The sequence below is a fragment of the Pseudomonas sp. S3_B08 genome (assembly GCF_054667725.1).
In genome coordinates this window covers 856,797-877,431 of record NZ_CP162750.1, presented here as the reverse complement: position 1 = coordinate 877,431, position 20,635 = coordinate 856,797, and the positions used below count along the sequence as shown (strand labels likewise).

The following is a 20,635-nucleotide window of genomic DNA, read 5'->3' as shown; positions in this document are numbered from 1 at the left end:
TCCTCCCGTGGGTTACCCTTACGGCTTATGTGTGTTTTCCCACAAGGATTGAAGAAATGTCCGAGCCAGTCAAACTGCGCGCTCACAACCAGGCCCACTGCAAGGATTGCAGCCTGGCCCCGCTCTGCCTGCCACTTTCTCTGAATCTGGAAGACATGGATGCGCTCGACGAAATCGTTAAACGCGGCCGCCCGCTGAAGAAAGGCGAATTCCTGTTCCGCCAGGGCGACACCTTTGATTCCGTTTATGCAGTCCGCTCTGGTGCCCTGAAGACTTTCAGCCTGAGCGATGCCGGCGAAGAACAACTGACCGGTTTCCACCTGCCGAGCGAACTGGTAGGACTGTCGGGCATGGACACCGAAAAACACCCGGTCTCGGCCCAGGCGCTGGAAACCACTTCGGTTTGCGAAATCCCCTTCGAGCGCCTTGATGAACTCGCGCTGCAATTGCCGCAACTGCGCCGCCAGTTGATGCGGGTGATGAGCCGCGAGATTCGTGACGACCAGCAAATGATGCTGCTGCTGTCGAAGAAAACCGCTGACGAGCGCATCGCTACTTTCCTGGTCAACCTGTCGGCACGCTTCCGCGCTCGCGGCTTCTCGGCCAACCAGTTCCGCCTGAGCATGTCGCGCAATGAAATCGGTAACTATCTGGGCCTGGCGGTGGAAACCGTGTCGCGGGTGTTCACCCGTTTTCAGCAGAACGAATTGATCGCCGCCGAGGGCAAAGAAATCCACATCCTCGACCCGATCCAGCTGTGCGCGTTGGCCGGCGGTTCGATCGAAGGCTGATCACGACCCGCGGTTGAGCGAATCGTTTCAGCCGCGGGTATACTGCGCCGTTTGCAGCCCTGCCAGGACACCCCGATGGTCTTCGACTCCTTCGACATCAAATCCCTGATCCGCCCCGTGATCGACTTCCCGAAACCGGGCGTGATCTTTCGCGACATCACCCCGCTGTTCCAGTCGCCGACGGCCCTGCGCCTGGTGATGGACAGCTTCGCCCATCGCTACGTCGAAGCCGACTTCACCCACATCGGCGCCATGGATGCCCGTGGTTTTCTGATCGGTTCGGTACTGGCCTATCAGTTGAACAAGCCGCTGGTGCTGTTCCGCAAGCAAGGCAAACTGCCGGCGGACGTACTGGCCGAAGGTTACGCCACCGAGTACGGCGAAGCGTTTCTGGAAGTGCACGCCGACAGCCTGTGTGAAGGCGATTCGGTGGTGATGTTCGATGACCTGATCGCTACCGGCGGCACGCTGATCGCAGCAGCCAACCTGATTCGCCGCATGGGCGCGCGGGTGCATGAAGCGGCGGCGATCATTGACCTGCCAGAGCTGCAAGGCTCGCAGCGCTTGCAGGACATGGGCATTCCGACGTTCTGCCTGACGCAGTTTGCGTTGACTGATAAATAAGCAGCGTCTGACAGGCCGCTTTCGCGAGCAGGCTCGCTCCCACAGGGGAATGCATTTCAACTGTGGGAGCGAGCCTGCTCGCGAAGGGGCCGGCAGCTACACCGCAGGACTTAGAGCCCCATCTGCTTGCTGATGATTTCGTTCATCACTTCCCACGTCCCGCCGCCAATCGACAGAATACGATTATCCCGATACAGCCGCTCCACCAGGCTTTCACGCATGTAACCGAGCCCGCCAAGAATCTGCACGGCTTCGGTGGTGATCCGGTCCGAGGTGTCGGTGGCGAAGTTCTTCGCCATGGAAATCTCCTTGATCACGCTCTGCCCCGCCGCCATTTTCGCTGCTTGCCGATATGTGAACTCCCGCGACACTTCCAGCGCCGTGGCCATTTCGGCGAGGCGATGTTTGATCACCTGAAACTTGCCGATGGGTTTGCCGAACGCCTCACGCTCGCGCGCCCACTTCAGGCTCTCCTCCAGCGCCAATTGCGCCGTCATGTTGGCCATCAGCGCCAGCGCCAGGCGTTCGCTCTGGAAATTGCCCATGATGCAGGCGAAGCCCATGTTCTCGGCGCCGATCAGGTTGCCTGCCGGCACGCGGCAATTGTCGAAGAACAACTCAGCGGTGTCCGACGCCCACCAGCCCATTTTCTTCAACTGCCGACCGACACTGAACCCCGGCGCGCCCTTCTCGATCAGCAACAAGCTGATGCCGCCAAACCCCGGCGCACCGGTACGCACCGCGACCGTGTAGAAATCGGCGCGCACACCGCTGGTGATGAAGGTTTTGCTGCCACTGACCCGGTAGAAGTCACCGTCACGCACGGCGCGGGTTTGCAGGTTGGCGACGTCGGAGCCGCCGCCGGGCTCGGTCACCGCCAGGGCGCTGATCTTTTCGCCGCTGAGCACTTGGGGGACGACCCGCTCTCGCACCTCAGGCCGCGCCCATTTGACGATCGGCGGCAGGCCGATATCCAGCGAACCCAGCCCCGCCACCAGCCCGCCTGAGCCACAGCGCATCAACTCTTCACTGGCGGCGACCTTGGCGAACAGATCGCCTTCATGGCTGCCGCCGAGCGCCTCGGGATAGCCGATACCGAGAATGCCCGCCGCACCGGCCTTGAGGTACAGCTCACGGGGAAAGCTTTCGGCTTCTTCCCACTGATCAATGTCCGGCAGGATCTCACGTTCGACAAAACGTCTGACGCTGTCACGGACCAATTGGTGGCTGGGGTCGAAGTATTCCTGAATGGCAGGCATGGGCGAGCTCCACGGAGGGGTTCGCCGACGTTAACCGAGCGCTTGCTTGGTTATCAATGAAATTGTGTGAATCAGATGGACCGTGGTGCGCCATTCGCGAGCAGGCTCGCTCCCACATTGGTTTTGTGTCGTTCACAAATCCCCTGTGGGAGCGAGCCTGCTCGCGAAGGCGTCAGTTCAGACGCCGCATTCAGAGGGAAATCGGTTTACGCCCGGCAAACGAATGCGCCAGCGTGCCGCCATCGACCAGCTCCAGCTCACCGCCCAGCGGCACGCCATGGGCAATCCGCGAGGCGACCAGGCCTTTGTTGTTGAGCAACTGCGCGATGTAGTGCGCCGTCGCCTCGCCTTCCACTGTCGGGTTGGTGGCGAGGATGACTTCAGTAAAGGTCCCCGCCTCTTCTATCCGCGCCATCAGTTGCGGAATACCGATCGCTTCCGGCCCCAGGCCATCCAGCGGCGACAAGTGCCCCTTGAGCACGAAATAGCGGCCACGGAAACCGGTCTGCTCCACCGCATAAACGTCCATCGGCCCTTCGACAACGCAAAGCAGCGTGTCATCGCGGCGCGGGTCGGCGCATTGCGGGCAGAGGTCGTCTTCGGTCAGCGTGCGGCACTGGCGGCAATGGCCAACGCCTTCCATGGCCTGGCTCAAGGCCTGGGCCAGACGCGTACCGCCGCTGCGATCACGTTCGAGCAACTGCAACGCCATGCGCTGAGCGGTTTTCTGACCCACGCCTGGCAAGGTGCGCAGAGCGTCGATCAGTTGGCGAATCAAAGGGCTGAAGCTCATGGGTAAACAGTCCGACTAAACAACGAGACGCGGTTTATACCCGCGCCTCTGGCCAGCGTCAAATCCTCAGTCCTGGGCGACCCGGACCACCAGTTTGCCGAAGTTGCGCCCTTCCAGCAGACCGATGAACGCCTCGGGCGCCTGCTCCAGGCCTTCGACCACGTCCTCGCGGAACTTCACCTTGCCGTCGCGTACCCACGGCACCATGTGGCTGATGAATTCCGGCTGACGATCACCGTAATCGTCGAAGACGATGAAGCCCTGAATCCGCACACGCTTGGTGAGCAAAGTGCGTTGCAGCATCGGCAGACGATCCGGGCCGGTCGGCGCCTCGGCGGCGTTGTAGCCGGCGATCAGGCCGCACAACGGGATGCGCGCCTTGGGGTTGAGCAACGGCAAGACCGCGTCGAAGACATGGCCGCCGACGTTCTCGTAATAGATGTCGATGCCGTTGGGACAGGCTTTGGCCAGTTGCTCGGCAAAGTCATCGGCCTTGTGGTCGATGCAGGCATCAAAACCCAGCTCCTCGACCACGTATTTGCACTTCTCGGCCCCACCGGCCACACCGATCACGCGCAGGCCTTTGATCTTCGCCACTTGCCCGACCACCGAGCCGACGGCGCCGGACGCCGCGGCCACCACCAGGGTTTCGCCCTCTTTCGGCTGGCCGATGTCCATCAGGCCCATGTAGGCGGTCATGCCCGGCATACCCAGCACCCCGAGGGCCATCGACGGGCTCGGCAGGCCGGCCGGGATCGGCATGATGTTGCGACCGTCGCTGATGCTGTGGCTCTGCCAACCGGTGGCGCCAACCACCAGATCACCTACGTGAAATTTCGGATGATTGGACTGCTCGACCCGGCTGACCGCACCACCGGTCATGACTTCGCCGATTTGCACTGGCGCAGCGTAGGACGGAGCGTCGCTCATGCGCCCGCGCATGTACGGGTCGAGTGACAGGTACAGGGTTTTCAGCAGGACTTGACCGTCCTGCAGATCCGGCAGCGCCTCGCGCTCCAGACGGAAGTTCTCCGGGGTCGGCGCGCCGCTCGGGCGCGAGGCGAGGACGAAGCGTTGATTGAGGGTGAGAGGGTCGGACATGTCAGCGTCTCCTGTGAATGAGGAATTCGGTGTATAGGGAGCAGACCTTGGTAGCGGTGGTGTGTTCGATGTTTCTTCAGTTGTGCCGAGGTGACTTCATTCGCGAGCAGGCTCGCTCCCACACTTGGAAATGCAATCCCTGTGGGAGCGAGCCTGCTCGCGAAAGCGTCAGTCTGCGGCACATGCCCATCAGGCAGAAACAAAAATGCCAGGCGCAATGCCTGGCATTTTGTGTAGCTCATCTGCCGCGCAATGGCGAATCAGAACGGCAGTTTCATACCCGCCGGCAGGTTCATGCCGGCGGTCATGCTGCCCATTTTTTCCTGGCTGTTTGCTTCGATCTTGCGCACGGCGTCGTTGACGGCGGCAGCGACCACGGCTTCCAGCATTTCTTTGTCGTCTTCGCTCAGGCCTTCGACCAGGCTTGGGTCGATGCTCACGCTTTTAACGTCGTGACGACCGGTCATCACCACGGTGACCATGTCGCCGCCGGCCTTGCCGGTGACTTCGGCGTTGGCCAGTTCTTCCTGCATCTTGGCCATTTTTTCCTGCATCTGCTGCGCCTGCTTCATCAGGCCGGCCATGCCACCTTTCATCATGGGAATCACCTCAAACGTACTTGGATAAAACAGCGCCCGGCCATCGAGGCCGAGCACCTTCAGTTATTAGCCTTGGGTGACCAAGGCGTCGACAGGTTCAATAGTATCGCTTCGCACCACCGCGCCGAACTGCTGAACCATCTGCTGGATGTACGGATCACCGTGGATCGATTCCTCGGCCTCGCGCTGGCGATTGGCGCGGCGGCGCGAGGCGGCCTGGGCCGGGGTTTCCTGCTCGGGCTTGATCAGCTCGATGGTCAGCGTCAGCGTGCGCCCGTGGAACTGGTTCAACGCGTCGTTGAGACGACGCTGTTGCGTGGCGTTGAACAGCGCGCTGTGGGCCGGATCGAGGTGCATCAACCAATGATCGCCGTCGACCGCAATCAACGTGCAGTTGGCGGCGATGCTGCCGGTCATGCCGGAAATCGGCAGCTTCGGGAACAGCTCCAGCCATTGCAGGGCCAGGCCGGTGGCCGGCGCGGCGGCAGGTTCCGGCTCAGGCTCAGGCTCGGGATCGGCGGCGTGTTCGCTGGCCAGTTCGTCGAGGTAGCTGTAGGCCGAATCCATGTCCGGCTCGATGTAGTCTTCATCCAGCGGCGGTTCGTCGTCCATGTCCATGCCCGGCGTAGCGGCATCGACCTCGGCGACGGACGGCTCGGGAATTGGCGCAGCGGCCCACTCCGGCGCATCCGGCACCACGCTGTCCGGGGTCGGCAGCGGCATCGGCGGCAGCTCGGGCTGCTCGCCAGCGGTTTCCAATACCGGCTCGACGGCGGGTTGTTGAACGGGCGCAGGCTCGGCCTCGGCTTCCACCGGGTCGTTCCACGGCAGATCGACCACGGTTTCGACGGCGACTGGCTCAGGCTGCGGGTGCGCTTCGACAACCGGCACAACCGGTTCTGGCTCGGCAGCGGGCGCGGGTGCTGGCGCAGCAGCCGCAGCAGCCGCAGCCGCAGCGACCACCGGCGCAGGCTTCGGCGCGGCAGCCACTGAGTTTGCGGAATCAACTGTGGCCTGGCTGATCCCCACTGGCTTTAGCGGTTGCCTCGGCGCGTCCGCCGTATCCGCCGGGCGGAACGCGAGCATCCGCAGCAAGACCATCTCGAAACCGCCACGCGGGTCCGGCGCCAGCGGCAAGTCGCGGCGACCAATCAGGCCCATCTGGTAATAGAACTGCACGTCTTCGGCCGGCAACGCCTGGGCCAGGGCCAATACGCGATCACGGTCGCCGTGGCCATTGTCGACGCCTTCCGGCAACGCCTGAGCGATGGCCACGCGGTGCAGCACGTTAAGAATTTCCGAGAGCACGCCGTTCCAGTCCGGGCCTTGCTCGGCCAGATGACGCACGGCTTCGAGCAACGCCTTGGCGTCGCCTTCGATCAGCGCATGCAGCACGTCATAGACCTGACCGTGATCCAGCGTGCCGAGCATGGCCCGCACGTCGGTCGCGAGGACCTTGCCTTCACCGAACGCGATGGCCTGATCGGTCAGGCTCATGGCGTCACGCATCGAGCCATCAGCAGCGCGGCCGAGCAGCCACAGTGCATCGTCTTCAAACGGTACGTTTTCCGCGGTCAGCACATGGGTCAAGTGCTCGACCACACGCTCGGGCGTCATGTTCTTCAGGGAGAACTGCAGGCAGCGCGAAAGAATCGTTGCTGGAAGTTTCTGCGGATCGGTGGTCGCCAGGATGAACTTGACGTAGGGCGGCGGCTCTTCGAGGGTTTTCAACAGCGCATTGAAGGAATGGCTGGAAAGCATGTGCACTTCGTCGATCAGGTAGACCTTGAAGCGCCCACGACTTGGCGCGTACTGCACGTTATCGAGCAGTTCGCGGGTGTCTTCGACCTTGGTGCGGCTGGCGGCGTCGATCTCGATCAGGTCGACAAAACGGCCTTCATCGATCTCGCGGCACACCGAACACTCGCCGCAGGGACTGGAGGTGATACCTGTCTCGCAGTTCAGGCACTTGGCAATAATCCGCGCGATGGTGGTCTTGCCGACCCCGCGCGTCCCGGTGAACAGGTAGGCGTGGTGCAGCCGTTGGCTGTCCAAGGCATTGATCAGAGCCTTGAGCACATGGGTCTGGCCGACCATTTCGCGGAACGAGCGTGGACGCCATTTACGTGCAAGAACCTGATAACTCATCGAAAACCGTCGCAGCGAAGGAAGCAGAAGCGGCTAATGCTAGCGGAGCAAGGGCAAAATTGCATCCGGTGTCCTCGTCTAATATGGCTAAGCTGCATCAGCAGAGGCTTTTATCAGCTCGGGATGGGGAATTACCGGAGCGTCTATGCGGTGGGCCGTGGCGGCATTGCTGGGTATCAGCCTCAACGCGATGGCAGCGCAAGCGCCGTTGCGCTTCGCCGTGCCGGACAGTTGGGCGATGCCGATGGTGCAACTGCAAGGCGGCAGACCGACCCAGGGCATCCTGCATGACGTCCTGCTCAGCCTGGCGACCCAGGTCGGCGCGCCAGCGCAATTCGTCGTCCTGCCGCGCGCGCGGGTACAGAGCGCCATGGAGCACGGCGACATCGACGTGCGCTGCTATGCCGCACAGTCGTGGCTGCCGAATCAGTCCGGCGATTACATCTGGAGCGTGCCATTGTGGTTCCAGCGCGACCTGCTGGTCAGCCGCAAGGAGCAACCGGCGCAGATCGATCCCGCCCAACTGCCGCGCCAGGCCATCGGCACCGTCCTCGGTTACAGCTACCCTACCCTGCAACCGCTGTTCGACGCCGACCAGTTGCAACGCGAAGACGCGCGCAATCAGGAACAGGTACTGGAAAAGCTCCTAGCCGGGCGATATCGCTATGCGGTGAGCAATCAGTGGACGCTGGACTGGATCAATCAGCGCCTGCTGCCGGAGCAGCAGCTGCAAGGGGTCGCGGTGCTGCAAGAACAGAATATCGGCTGCTATGTGAGGAACGACCCGAACGTGCCGGTGCAGCGGATCCTGCGCACGTTGCTGCGGATGAAAATGTCCGGCGAGATCGACGACATTATCCGGTTGTACACCGGCGCCTCTTCAACCACACCCTAACCCCATGTGGGCCGGGTCAATAACCGTGCGATTCGCGGAATTTCGGCTCACGGCTGTGGTGATAATCGATCCACTCGACCACGTCGTAAGGCAGATAGAGCTGCTGCCGGGCACGGGACACGGCGATGTACACCGCGCAGATGCGCTGATCGAACTCGTAGGCATCCTTGAATTTCTCGTTACTGAGCAACGTCCGGGTCAAGAGCACGCGCCTGAACTCCATGCCGCCAGCCCGCTCGGCCATCATCAACAGACAGGCCTTGCCCGGCTCGATGATCTTTTGGCTCAGTCGCGTCAGGTCGGCAATCATGAAGCCGTTTTGCAACTGCGCCTCGATCCACAAGAAAGCTTCATCGAACTGGTTGGCGGCGCGCACCTGCTGCCAATCAGCCATGTCGCTGAAATACGGGTGCGGTCCTTTCTCGCTGGACCCGGCATTGTAGAAATCGCGGCGGAACAGCTCGATGGCGGTTGTCATGAAATGCTTGATGTCGTCCTGCGCTTCCCGGTCGGGGAAACTGAAGGCGCAACTGGAGTCGTGCAGATGGATGGCCCACATCATCGTGTCCCACGGTGAAGCGGTCAGCACCACGCAACCTTCGGGCGGCACGAAGGCTTGCGGGTAGTACTCGATATCGACGTCGGCGTGACGAGCGCCTTCGAACGGCACTTTGCTCTTGTGCGTATGGCGCGAGATCAGCGGATTGACCAGGCGCTCGACATTGCGCCCCGAGCGCACCGAATAGCAGATATCGCTCTGACGAACTTCACGCTTGCGCTTGGGCGCCTCGCCCGTGGCCTGCTGATACTCATCGCCGAGGGTGATCAGCACCTGCTGCCCGCGCTCGATGATTTGCAGCAACGACGCCGGCACATCCTGGCTTTCGTCGATGATCACATGGGTGTAGCGCGGCGGGACGCGGCAACCGGCGAGACTGGCGCGTTTGATCATGAGCAACGTGGGAAAACCGCTCTGGCTGGCCCAGGCCGGATTGGCCTCGAGATATACCCACAGGCGACTGGAATATTCCAGCAGCGCCTGTGAGTCTGCGCCGGTCAACGGCTGCTGAAAATGCGGCAGGTGCCTGGCGGATAGCGTGTGATCTCTTGAGGCGCAATACAGCTCCAGCACGCGCAGACAAACCTCCAGAGTGCCCTGCCCATCGTGGTGGCGAAAGCCGAACATATTCAGTTCCTGCGCCAGCGCCTGCCTGCTCGGGATCCGCGCTGGCGTCCTGGCCATGTGCGATCGGGGGCCAAGCAACTGGGCCTGGGCAAAATCGTAGAAGGTCTGGCCAATTTCCGTGTCGTGCACCTGCACGATGTGCTTGCGCAACGTCGCCAGTTTCGCCGGGGTGCGCGCCAGTACCAGGGTGCGTTTCGAGCGCAGGCATTCGATCAGCGCGCTGAGCATGTAACTCTTGCCGATGCCCGCATAACCCTGCACGTGCAGGTCTTCGTCGAGGTTGGCGCGAAAGGTTCGCAGCAGCTTGTCCTGCGCCGCGCTCAACCAGTGCTCGCGCTCGCGTGGCGTGACCATTTGCTGCCGAAACGGGTTGTTCTGTTGCTGGTGGCGGACTTTGTAGTCCACATCCCATTGCCCGCCGGGTAACAGATATTCCTGTGCGGCGACTTCATCGGCCATGAGAAAGCGCAGGTTCAGGCCTTTGAGCGCATTGAGGCCGAAATACAATTTGCGCGAATCGAACAGACGCCGCGCCTCTGCAAGCAATCCCGCCGATCCGGAGCGCCGGGAGGTGACAGACCAGTCAATGAGTCTGGCGAGAATTTTCTCCGCTGCGCTGGCACTCAGGTCCTTTTCCGTGGCCTGGGCAAGGTTCTGGATGACCAGCACCGCCGCCAGTTCCGGGTCGCTCAGGTTGGCCAGTGCCGCGTCACCCTCGGGCTGCAACAGCGCCGTACATACATCATGGGTGATGGGCAGAAATACCGGGGTGGCCAAATCAAAATGTTCCGGGTGCATACAACCTCGCCGCCTGGGCCTTAATACAACACCAGATCAGTCCTGGTCATTCTCGTCGTGCATTTCATGGGACTGCGGCAAGTTTCCTTCACTGCCGGCCTCGGGGTTGATCCGCAGCTCGAAGGAGTAGTCGCCGAGCGTGCCGGACATGCCGCGTCGTTCAGTGCCGCTGGCCACCGCCGCCGCATCGATCTGCGCCTGCACTTCGTAGAGGGCCATTTCGAGCAGTTTGCGCAGGTGTTCAGGGTTTTGAGCGGTGGCGTGCAGTTGCAGGTCGTACTTTGCGGTCAGCGAGGCTGATGCGTGCTCGACGATCGCCGATTGTGCCTCGACCGGGACCGACTGTTCAGGCTCGTCTGCCGCGTTGAAAACAGCAGATGCCGCCAGAATCGCAGCGTGTTCTTCATCCATCAGATCGAGCACTCGCGACAGTTCCAGCGTGCGCTCGGGCTGATCCTGCATCTGCGCTTTGACTTCCAGACGACGTAACTGCCATTCGCGCAGCTTTTCCCGGGTCAGATCGTCAATTTCACCCACTTGCCTTACCTCTCGTTGCCAGGCGGGGGAGTATGCCACTGTTCGCTGTCGACAGCCGCACGGGCACTGGAAGCTGCCCGGCTGATCCGAGCATTTTTGCTGGCGGAGCAACGCCACTAGCCAAATCGCAGGCATAAAAAAACCGCAGTGGGCGAAACCCATGCAGTTCTGTCTGAAGCCTTGGCTGGTTCGTTAAGGTGGTGCCCCCACCAGCCACACCCCGGCACACAATGTTCCCGCTGTGGCTGCTTCCTTCCGGATCTGACCAGGTTCACGGGTAATCGTTGCGGGGGGACCGATGGGGTCACCATAACGACGCTTGCCTGTCGGCGAGCCGCGCCATTGTACCTGTCTGAGATGAAGTTACAACCGTTGGTTGCAGATAAAAAATACCAACAGGTTCAAGGACATGCGGTGACGCCAAAAGATCGCAGCCTGCGGCAGCTTCTACAGGGCCAGGACTTCGTCTGCGCGACCGCCCGCATCCTGGATCACCAGATGAATGAAATGCAGCTTGGCGATCGCCGCTGCCGGCAGTACGAACGGATAGAAATCCGGCTGGCCCATGCTGCGCGACAGTTCGTTGAGCATGCCCGCCAGCTCGATCCACGCATTGACGAATGACAGGAAAGCGCCACCGCCGGGGTGCTCCGGGTCGTACAGGGTGCTGGTCGGAAACGGCTGATAGTCAAAGTCCATTTCCCGCGCGCTCATGCCGAAGCCAAGCGCGGTATCCACGGCGTCCATCATGTGCAGGTAGTGCGCCCAGGTTTCCGCCCAGTCTTCCCACGGGTGCATGGTCGCGTAGGCACTGACGTAGTGCTGCGGCCAGTCCAGCGGTGCGCCTTGCTGGTAATGCCGGTCCAGCGCGTCGGCGTAACTGGCGCGCTCGTCGCCGAACAGGTTACGAAACGCCTCCAGCCAAGGGCCGTTGGCGATGAGGCGATCCCAGTAGTAGTGGCCGACCTCATGGCGAAAATGCCCGAGCAGCGTGCGGTAAGGTTCGTGCATCGCCGCCCTGACCTGCTCACGGTGAGCGTCGTCGGCCTCTTTGATATCGAGGGTGATCAGGCCATTGGCGTGGCCGGTCATCGGCGCGTTGCCTTCAAGGTCGACACCGATGAAGTCGAACGCCAGCCCGGTTTCTTCATCCGTGGTTTTCGGGATGACCGGCAAGCCGAGGGTGATCAGTTGCGCGACCAGTCGACGCTTGGCGATTTCGACCTTGCGCCAGCGTTCGGGATTTTCCGCGACGGAGAGATCAGGGATGGTGCGGTTAAGGCTGCAAGCGATGCACAAGGTGTCGTGATCGTTGGCCGGCAGCAGCCAGTTGCACGCGGCGGGCATGTCGAGGTTGGCGCAGCGGCGGAACAGTCCGGCGTCGGGATCGACGTCGAGCGTCCAGGTGCCCTCTTCCGGCCCCGGCTGCAGCGAGGTCAGTCGACTTTGTTCAGGTTGATAGCCAAGCAAGGCGTTACAGGCCAGGCACTGACTGTTGCGAAAGAACAGCGACTGGCCGCAACGGCACGGCCAGACTTTGCTGTTGCGCGAGGATCCGGCCACGAACGGCGCGATGATGCGGGAACTGAGCTGCTCGAAAAAACGGTGCATGGCGATCTCTCCCTGGGACTGGCCAAGACTAGATCATTCTGAAGACAACATCGTTCCCACCCATAACCGCGCAGGCGGGTGATAGCACCATTGTGGTGAGGGGATTTATCCCCGCTCGACTGCGCAGCAGTCGCAAAAAACCGTACACGCGATACAGATGAAATGATCGGTCGCAGGGTTTTGGGGTCGCTGCGCGACCCAGCGGGGATAAATCCCCTCGCCACAGGTGTCCATCCGGACAGGGATAAATCCCCTCACCACAGGGGTTCATCCGGTCAGACGGCGACGCCGTGGGTTTTGAGGAAGGCGATAAACGCTTCCTCGTCCATGACCTTCACACCCAGCTCGTTGGCCTTGGTCAGTTTCGAGCCGGCACCCGGGCCTGCGACCACGCAATGGGTTTTCGCCGACACCGAACCGGCGACCTTGGCACCCAGGCTTTCCAGATGATCCTTGGCCACATCCCGGCTCATCAGTTCGACCTTGCCGGTCAGCACCCAGGTTTCCCCGGACAGCGGCAGACCTTCGACGACTTTCTTCTCGCTCTGCCAATGCATGCCGAAATCGCGCAACTGCTGCTCGGCCCGCTCGGCCAGTTGCCGATGGTCAGGCGAGGCGAAGAACTCGCGCACCGAGTTGGCCTGCTTCTCTGGCAATGCCTGGCGCATATCCAGCCAGTCAGCGTTCATCACCGCTTCCAGCGAGCCAAAGCGATCGGCGAGTTTCTGCGCACCACCGGGGCCGACGAAGGGAATGTGCAGTTTGTCGAGCAAGCCGCCCAGCGTGGTACTGGCGGCGAATTCGGCGCCCAACTCGCCCTGATCCTGAATCTGCAAACCATGGCCGAGCAATTCGCTGATGACCTGCTGGTTGTGCGCATCCTCAAAGAAACTGTGAATCTCGTGCGCCACTTCCAGGCCGACATCCGGCAGGTAGGTCAGCACGTGCGGCAGGGCCTGTTGCACGCGTTCCAGCGAACCCAGCGAACGCGCCAGCACTTTCGCCGTTTCTTCACCGACATCGGGAATGCCGAGGGCGTAGATGAAACGTGCCAGGCTCGGTTGCTTGCTGTCTTCGATGGCTTTCAGAAGCTTGTTGCTCGATACCTCGGCGAAGCCTTCCAGATCGACGATGTCGTCGAACTTCAACGCATACAGATCGGCCGGCGAACTGACCAGACCTTCGTCGACCAGTTGCTCGACGCTCTTGTCGCCCAAACCTTCGATGTCCATGGCCCGGCGCGAGACGAAGTGGATGATCGCCTGCTTCAATTGCGCACCACAGGCCAGTCGGCCGACGCAGCGATACACCGCACCTTCGCTGAAGGTTTCCTTGCCCTTGCTGCGCTTGACCAGTTGCGTGCGTTCAACGTGGGAGCCGCACACCGGGCAGCTCTGAGGAATGGCAACCGGGCGCGCGTCATCGGGGCGACGCTCGGTGATCACTTGCACCACTTGCGGAATCACATCGCCGGCGCGGCGAATGATCACCGTGTCGCCGATCATCAAGCCCAGCCGCGCCACTTCGTCCATGTTGTGCAACGTGGCATTGGCCACGGTGACGCCGGCGACTTTCACCGGTTTCAGGCGCGCCACGGGAGTTACCGCACCGGTGCGGCCGACCTGGAATTCCACGTCGAGCAGCTCGGTGAGTTCTTCCATCGCCGGGAATTTGTGCGCGATCGCCCAGCGCGGCTCGCGGGCGCGGAAGCCCAGTTCACGCTGGTCGGCAATGCTGTTGACCTTGAACACCACGCCATCGATTTCATAGGCCAGCGAGTTACGGCGCGCGCCGATGTCGCGGTAATACTCAAGACACTCGTCGATGCCCTTGGCCAGCTTCAGTTCGTGACTGATCGGCATGCCCCACTTCTGCAACTGCTTGAGGTTGCCGATGTGAGTGTCGGCAATATCGTGGGACACCTGGCCAATGCCGTAGCAACAGAATTCCAGCGGCCGGTTGGCGGTGATCTTCGAGTCGAGCTGGCGCAGGCTGCCTGCTGCCGCGTTGCGCGGGTTGGCAAAGGTCTTGCCGCCGATTTCCAGTTGCGAAGCATTGAGGCGCTCGAAACCGGCCTTGGACATGAACACTTCACCGCGCACTTCCAGCGTTGCCGGCCAGCCTTCGCCGTGCAGCTTCAGCGGAATATTGCGCACGGTGCGCACGTTGACGCTGATGTCCTCGCCGGTGGTGCCATCGCCACGGGTGGCGCCGCGCACCAGCAGACCATCCTGATACAGCAGGCTGACCGCCAGGCCATCGAGCTTCGGCTCGCAGCTGTATTCCACCGCCGCGCCGCCACCAAACAGATCGCCGGCCGGCACGTCGAGGCCTTCGTTGACGCGGCGATCGAACTCGCGCATGTCGGATTCTTCGAAGGCGTTGCCGAGGCTGAGCATCGGGATTTCGTGACGCACCTGAGTGAACGCAGTCAACGCCATGCTACCGACGCGCTGGGTCGGCGAATCGCTGGTGATCAGTTCCGGGTTGGCCGCTTCCAGTGCCTTGAGCTCGTGAAACAAGCGGTCGTATTCGGCATCGGGAATGCTCGGCTCGTCGAGAACGTGATAGCGATAGTTGTGCTGATCCAGCTCAGCGCGCAGCTCTAGAATGCGGGTTTTGGCGGCGGTCATGGGTGTTCTCTCATAAAGCAAAAGAGCAGCCGAGGCTGCTCCAGTTTTATTCCATTATCGGCAGCGGGGCCAGAAGATCGCAGCCTCGTTGCACTCGTCAGCTCCTACAGTATCGCGATCCTCTGTAGGAGCTGCCGAAGGCTGCGATCTTTTGATCCGGCCTTAGCGCTTCTGGGTCAATGCGCGGCGTTCGAATTCGACGATGCGCTGACGGTAATGCTCAATCGTCTGGGCGGTCAGTACGCTGCGCTGATCGTCTTTCAATTCGCCGTTCAATTCCTGGGACAGCTTGCGGGCTGCCGCGACCATCACGTCGAAGGCCTGCTTCGGATGACGCGGGCCTGGCAGACCGAGGAAGAAGCTCACCGCCGGGGTGCTGAAGTGGTCAATGTCGTCCAGATCGAAGATACCCGGCTTGACCGCGTTGGCCATGGAGAACAGCACTTCGCCGTTGCCGGCCATGCTTTCGTGGCGGTGGAAAATGTCCATCTCGCCGAAACGCAGGCCGCTTTCGAGAATATTCTGCAGCAGCGCCGGGCCTTTGAAGCCGGCCGGGTCGCGGCAGATCACGCTGATCACCAGGACTTCTTCGGCTTGTGGCTGATCTTTTTCCGCCACGGCCGCTGCAGGCTTGCTGTCTTCGGCGAAATCGTCGTCACGGCTGCTGAAGCTCGGGCCGCCGTCCAGATCGAGGTCGAGGTTCAAGTCGCCCTGCGCCGGGCCGTTGCTGCCGCGCTTGCCACGTTTCGAACCGGATTCACGCGGCTCGCGGGCTTCGCGGTTGGGCATGCTCACCGACGGCAGATCGTGCTCGTCCAGTTGCGGCTCTTTGTGCGTATCCAGGACGCGGGCCGGGCCCAACAGCTCGGCGCTGGTGTCCTCGTCCGGCAGATTGGACAGGCTCCGGTCGAGACGGAATTTCAGCTTTCCCTTGCCGCCACGCATACGGCGCCAGCCATCGAAAAGAATACCGGCTATCACAATGATGCCGATGACGATCAGCCACTCGCGCAGACCGATTTCCATGTAATCCCGTGCCTCTATAAAAAATGCTGAAAAATAAGGGGTTTACACTGCGTAAACCGCTTTAAAACGTGGCGCCAACTCTATGTTCTGACAGGCGTTTTGCCCACGTATACGAAAAATTGACATTAAACTAGCACGACCAAAGACAACTTTACACCGTCTGTCTCATTTGGCTTGCGCGAATATGTCGATTGGCCATCCCGCCGATGTCAGTAAAAAGTCCTACAGACCTCCAAAACTATTCCGACACCACACCGACTCAGGCATCCACCATCGCCATCGCCTCCTCGACATCCACCGCCACCAGTCGCGAGCAGCCCGGTTCATGCATCGTCACACCCATCAACTGCTCGGCCATTTCCATGGCGATCTTGTTGTGGGTGATGTAGATGAACTGCACGGTCTGCGACATCTCTTTGACCAGGCGTGCGTAGCGTCCAACGTTAGCGTCATCCAGTGGCGCGTCAACCTCATCGAGCATGCAGAACGGCGCCGGGTTCAACTTGAAGATGGCAAAAACCAGGGCCAGTGCAGTCAGGGCCTTTTCGCCGCCGGAGAGCAAATGGATGGTGCTGTTCTTCTTCCCGGGCGGCTGCGCCATGATCGTCACCCCTGTATCGAGTAGATCTTCGCCCGTCAGTTCCAAATACGCGCGCCCGCCACCGAAAACTTTCGGGAAAAGTGCCTGCAAACCGCCGTTGATCTGATCAAAGGTATCTTTGAAACGGTTGCGGGTTTCCTTGTCGATCTTGCGGATGACGTTTTCCAGCGTCTCCAGCGCCTCGACCAGATCGGCGTCCTGCGCATCCAGATAACGTTTACGCTCCGATTGTTGCGTGTATTCATCGATGGCCGCGAGGTTGATCGCACCCAGGCGCTGAATCCGCGCGTTGATGCGTTCGAGTTCTTCTTCGGCCTCGCGTTCACTGGCTTGTGCGGTCAATGTGGCGAGCACGCCGTTGAGATCGTAGCCATCTTCGAGCAATTGATCCTGCAAAGCCTTGCGCCGTACGGTCAGCGCCTGCCATTCCATGCGCTGTTGTTCGAGCTGGCCGCGAATCAACTGCGATTGCTGCTCGGCCTGGGTGCGGCGTTTTTCCGCGTCGCGCAATTCACGATCGGCGTCTTCCAGGGCGATCTGCGCGGTCTTGAGTTCTTCATCGACGGTCATGCGCTTGTCGAGCAGTTCTTCAAGTTTCAGACGCAGCTCTTCCAGCGGCGCCTCACCCTCCTCCAGATTCAGACTCAACTGTTCGCGCTTTTCAGTCAGGCGCTCGGCCTGCATTTCCAGACGTTCCAGCGCTTGGCGCGTGGAGTCGTGCTGAGCACGCAACGAGCCAAGACGCACGGCCAATTGGTGGGCATGATCCTTGTGCTGCCGCGCTTCCTGACGCACGCGATCGAGGCGTTCGCGCAGGCTGTCGCGCTGGGCCAGCAGCAACTCGCGCTGCTCGGTGTCGAGCGCCATGGCGTCCAGCGCTTCCTGCAATTGCATGCGCGCTTCGCCGACCTGTTCGTGCTCAAGCTCGCGCTGTTCGGCGAGTTCGACCAGTTCTTCATCGAGACGGGTGCGGCGCAATGTCAGCTGTTCGGCTTTGGCCTTACCGGCGGACAACTGCGCTTTCAGTTCGCCTTGCTGGCGCGCTTCGTCCTGCAGCAAGCGGCGCAGATGTTCGCGGCCGTTTTCCTGCTGGCGCTGTTGCGCGCGCAAGGTTTGCAGGCGGGTTTCCATGGCCTCGACGGTGGCTTCGCGCTCTTCGCGTTCAAGCTGCAAGTCTTCGATTTCCTGGCCACGGGCGAGCATGCCGCTTTCCGCTTCGCTGGCGCGACGTACGCGTAAAAAGTGTCGACCCACCCAATAGCCATCGCGGCTGATCAGGCTCTGCCCGGCGCTCAACTGACCGCGCAACGCCAGCGCCTGTTCAAGGCTGTCGACCGGTTTGACCTGACCGAGCCACGGCGACAGATCGATCTGCGCCTCGACCTTGTCCAGCAGGCTGCCAGCCACCCGCACGCCATCACTGGCCGGGCTGAGCAGGCGCAAATCGCCTTGGGTGAAACCGGACAGATCAAAACCGCTGAAATCGTCGACCAGCACCGCTTGCAGATCGGCGCCGAGCACGGTTTCCACCGCCAGCTCCCAACCGGCCTCGACCTTAAGGCCTTCGGCCAGACGCGGACGCTCGGCGAGATTGTGTTCCTTCAACCATTCGGCGGTGCCGGTGCCCGGGTCGAGCGCGGCCTGTTGCAAGGCTTCCAGCGACGCCAAACGACCGTTGAGCCGCTGCAGATCGCCCTGCGCCTGCTGCTGCGCAGTCAACGCCTGCTGTAATTCCTGACGCAGTTGTTCGAGCTTTTCGACCTGCGCTTCTTCGCTGGTCTGCAAATCTTCGAGAGTCGCTTCGGACTCGGCGAGCTGCTCATTGAGCGCCATGATCGCCGCGTCTTCCGGGTCGGCGGACAGCAACGCACGTTCTTCGGCGAGGCGTTTCTGCCGGTCGGCCAGGCGCTCCATGCTGCTTTCCAGCTGCTGGATCCGCGATTGCTGGACTTCAGCCTGACGGCGCGGTTCGGCAGCGGTCAGGTTGAAAGCGTCCCACTGCTCCTGCCAGCCGTGCATGGTGGTTTCGGCTTCTTCAAGCGCAGCGGCGGCTTCCTCGGCGGCGGCGCTGGTGACTTCCTGCTCGGGGGTGAGCATGTCCAGTTCTTCGCCGAGAGTCAGCAGCAACGTGCGGTCGTGGCCAAGGTGCGATTCGGTTTCCAGACGCGCGCGCTCGGCTTCTTTCAGATCGTCCTGCAACTGACGCAAACGCTGCTGGCCGTGCTGGATGCTCTGCTCGACCCGGGCGATGTCGCCGCCGACCGAATAGAAGCGCCCCTGCACCAGATTGAAGCGTTCGGACAGGTCGTGGTGACCGTCACGCAGGCGTTCGATGGCGGCGTCAGCGTTACGCTGTTCAGCGACCAGCGCTTCGAAGCTGACTTCCTGGTTGCCGATGATCGACTCGCGCTGGCCGACCTGCTCGTTAAGATCCTGCCAGCGCAGCGCCGACAGTTGCGCCTTGAGCTGACGCTCTTCAGCCTTGAGTTCCTGATACTTTTTCGCCGCCTCGGCCTGACGGTGCAGACGTTCGAGCTGGCGCTCCAGTTCTTCGCGCAGGTCGGTGAGGCGGGCGAGGTTTTCGTGGGTGCGGCGGATGCGGTTCTCGGTCTCGCGGCGGCGCTCTTTATATTTCGAGATGCCGGCGGCTTCTTCGATGAAGTTACGCAGGTCTTCGGGCTTGGATTCGATCAGCTTGGAGATCATCCCCTGTTCGATGATCGAGTAGCTGCGCGGACCGAGGCCGGTGCCGAGGAAAATATCGGTGATGTCGCGCCGACGGCATTTGGTGCCGTTGAGGTAATAGGTGGTCTGGCTGTCGCGGGTGACTTTGCGGCGGATGGAAATTTCCGCGTAGGCGGCGTATTCGCCGAGCAGCGTGCCGTCGGAGTTGTCGAACACCAGTTCGATGCTGGCCTGGCTCACCGGTTTGCGGCTGGTCGAGCCGTTGAAGATGACATCGGTCATCGACTCGCCACGGAGGTTCTTCGCCGAACTTTCGCCCATCACCCAGCGCACGGCGTCGATGATGTTCGACTTGCCGCAACCGTTCGGCCCGACGACCGCCGCCATGTTACTGGGGAAGTTCACCGTGGTCGGGTCGACGAAGGATTTGAACCCCGCCAGTTTGATGCACTTCAGCCGCACGCTCAGGCAACCGTCAGCGCAGACACCACCAGATCGCAGCTGCGCTGGGCATACGCCGTGAGCACGATGCGGATCTGCGGCAAATCACGGGCGAGTACGGCGGCGAGCAAGCGTTCGAACAGTTCGAGGAACTCGCTCATTTCCGCCTTGCGCTGTTCGAGGGCGAGGAAATACGCGCGGCTCATCGCCGGCTGGAGGTTCTCGACGGTTTCTTGCAGGTACGGATTGTTGGCAAACGGATAGGCGGCGCGCATCACCGCGAAGCTGTCATCGACGAAGCTGCGGATATCGCCGCGTTCGTAATTGGCGGTCAGGCGCTGCTGGATCTGCACGAACGGCGCCATGTCCGACTGCACTTGCCAGCCATTGGCCACGGAATTGCCGAGCAGGATGTACAGCTCGCTCATCAGCGTGCACAGGCTCTGCACCTTGTGCGGCGTGAGCTCGGTAACGTGGGCGCCACGACGCGGCAGGATCGCGATCAGGTGACGGCGCTCGAGGATCAGCAAGGCTTCGCGGACCGAACCGCGGCTGACGTTGAGCGCCAGCGTGACCTTCTGTTCCTGGATGCGCTCTCCCGGCTTCATTTCGCCACGAATGATGCGTTCGGCGAGGTGGTGAGCGATTTGCTCGGCGAGGCTGTCCGGCGCCTTGAACGTCATGGTTGTCCTTCAAACTCTATCGATCTGCACAAGCGGCGCAGTGTAGCGCAAATGCGCGGTCATGGCGGAGTGCCCACTCAGCGGTTTTTGGCACGAATCCCGCAAAAAAGCGCAGTGACCGATGAAGGTCAATACTGAATAGACACGCTGTTGATCGACGAAACGGATTTTCCTGACCTTTAAGTCAGAAAACCATTGACCGAAAAGTCAGACCTGCTAAATTC

Annotated in this window: 15 protein-coding genes and 1 other RNA gene; 3 read left to right on the top strand and 13 right to left on the bottom strand. The window is 61.3% G+C overall.

The annotated features are described in order from the left end of the window. The first annotated feature begins 56 nt into the window (after nt 1-56). Both fnr and AB4N73_RS04095 read left to right on the top strand, forming a co-directional pair. On the top strand, nt 57-791 hold the full coding sequence (fnr, locus tag AB4N73_RS04100) for a fumarate/nitrate reduction transcriptional regulator Fnr (protein WP_016773865.1): 735 nt from the start codon (nt 57-59) through the stop codon (nt 789-791). A gap of 75 nt (nt 792-866) precedes the next feature. Then, nucleotides 867-1,415 (top strand): adenine phosphoribosyltransferase, encoded by a 549-nt coding sequence (locus AB4N73_RS04095; protein WP_024012326.1) that lies wholly within the window; start codon nt 867-869, stop codon nt 1,413-1,415. A 110-nt stretch (nt 1,416-1,525) separates the two neighbouring features. Here AB4N73_RS04095 and AB4N73_RS04090 read toward each other — a convergent pair whose 3' ends face one another. From AB4N73_RS04090 to dnaX, 5 genes are all read right to left on the bottom strand, one after another. Beyond that, the gene (locus AB4N73_RS04090) at nt 1,526-2,674 is read right to left on the bottom strand and encodes an acyl-CoA dehydrogenase family protein (protein WP_460142947.1); all 1,149 of its coding nucleotides are present in this window, start codon (nt 2,672-2,674) and stop codon (nt 1,526-1,528) included. A 190-nt stretch (nt 2,675-2,864) separates the two neighbouring features. Continuing rightward, nucleotides 2,865-3,467 (bottom strand): recombination mediator RecR, encoded by a 603-nt coding sequence (recR, locus tag AB4N73_RS04085; RefSeq protein WP_016773861.1) that lies wholly within the window; start codon nt 3,465-3,467, stop codon nt 2,865-2,867. 66 nt (nt 3,468-3,533) lie between these two features. Beyond that, on the bottom strand, nt 3,534-4,568 hold the full coding sequence (locus AB4N73_RS04080) for an NADP-dependent oxidoreductase (RefSeq protein WP_460142946.1): 1,035 nt from the start codon (nt 4,566-4,568) through the stop codon (nt 3,534-3,536). Between the two features lie 260 nt (nt 4,569-4,828). Continuing rightward, complete coding sequence (locus tag AB4N73_RS04075; RefSeq protein ID WP_003223337.1) at nt 4,829-5,167, bottom strand: YbaB/EbfC family nucleoid-associated protein; 339 nt, start codon at nt 5,165-5,167, stop codon at nt 4,829-4,831. 66 nt (nt 5,168-5,233) lie between these two features. After that, complete coding sequence (gene dnaX, locus AB4N73_RS04070) at nt 5,234-7,315, bottom strand: DNA polymerase III subunit gamma/tau (protein WP_460142945.1); 2,082 nt, start codon at nt 7,313-7,315, stop codon at nt 5,234-5,236. A 145-nt stretch (nt 7,316-7,460) separates the two neighbouring features. Here dnaX and AB4N73_RS04065 point away from each other — a divergent pair, with 145 nt between their 5' ends. After that, the gene (locus AB4N73_RS04065) at nt 7,461-8,210 is read left to right on the top strand and encodes a substrate-binding periplasmic protein (RefSeq protein ID WP_350567812.1); all 750 of its coding nucleotides are present in this window, start codon (nt 7,461-7,463) and stop codon (nt 8,208-8,210) included. 16 nt (nt 8,211-8,226) lie between these two features. Here AB4N73_RS04065 and AB4N73_RS04060 read toward each other — a convergent pair whose 3' ends face one another. The 8 genes from AB4N73_RS04060 to AB4N73_RS04025 all read right to left on the bottom strand — a co-directional run bounded on the left by AB4N73_RS04060 (nt 8,227) and on the right by AB4N73_RS04025 (nt 20,411). After that, entirely contained in the window at nt 8,227-10,194 is a 1,968-nt protein-coding gene (locus AB4N73_RS04060; RefSeq protein WP_460142944.1) for a hypothetical protein, read from the bottom strand. 36 nt (nt 10,195-10,230) lie between these two features. Beyond that, nucleotides 10,231-10,731, bottom strand: coding sequence for a hypothetical protein (locus AB4N73_RS04055; RefSeq protein ID WP_256810893.1), 501 nt, complete (start codon nt 10,729-10,731; stop codon nt 10,231-10,233). 204 nt (nt 10,732-10,935) lie between these two features. Beyond that, nucleotides 10,936-11,032, bottom strand: an RNA gene (gene ffs, locus AB4N73_RS04050) — signal recognition particle sRNA small type. 146 nt (nt 11,033-11,178) lie between these two features. Continuing rightward, complete coding sequence (locus tag AB4N73_RS04045) at nt 11,179-12,342, bottom strand: zinc-binding metallopeptidase family protein (protein WP_323621429.1); 1,164 nt, start codon at nt 12,340-12,342, stop codon at nt 11,179-11,181. Nucleotides 12,343-12,617: 275 nt separating this feature from the next. Beyond that, nucleotides 12,618-14,975, bottom strand: a complete 2,358-nt coding sequence (gene ligA, locus AB4N73_RS04040) for an NAD-dependent DNA ligase LigA (RefSeq protein WP_460142943.1) — start codon at nt 14,973-14,975, stop codon at nt 12,618-12,620. A 162-nt stretch (nt 14,976-15,137) separates the two neighbouring features. Then, nucleotides 15,138-16,001, bottom strand: a complete 864-nt coding sequence (gene zipA, locus AB4N73_RS04035; RefSeq protein ID WP_016773851.1) for a cell division protein ZipA — start codon at nt 15,999-16,001, stop codon at nt 15,138-15,140. A 259-nt stretch (nt 16,002-16,260) separates the two neighbouring features. Next, nucleotides 16,261-19,749 (bottom strand): chromosome segregation protein SMC, encoded by a 3,489-nt coding sequence (gene smc, locus AB4N73_RS04030; protein ID WP_016773850.1) that lies wholly within the window; start codon nt 19,747-19,749, stop codon nt 16,261-16,263. 2 nt (nt 19,750-19,751) lie between these two features. Continuing rightward, nucleotides 19,752-20,411 carry a GntR family transcriptional regulator gene (locus tag AB4N73_RS04025; protein ID WP_039763015.1) on the bottom strand — a complete coding sequence of 220 codons (660 nt, stop codon included), beginning with the start codon at nt 20,409-20,411 and terminating at the stop codon, nt 19,752-19,754. Nucleotides 20,412-20,635: the final 224 nt, after the last annotated feature.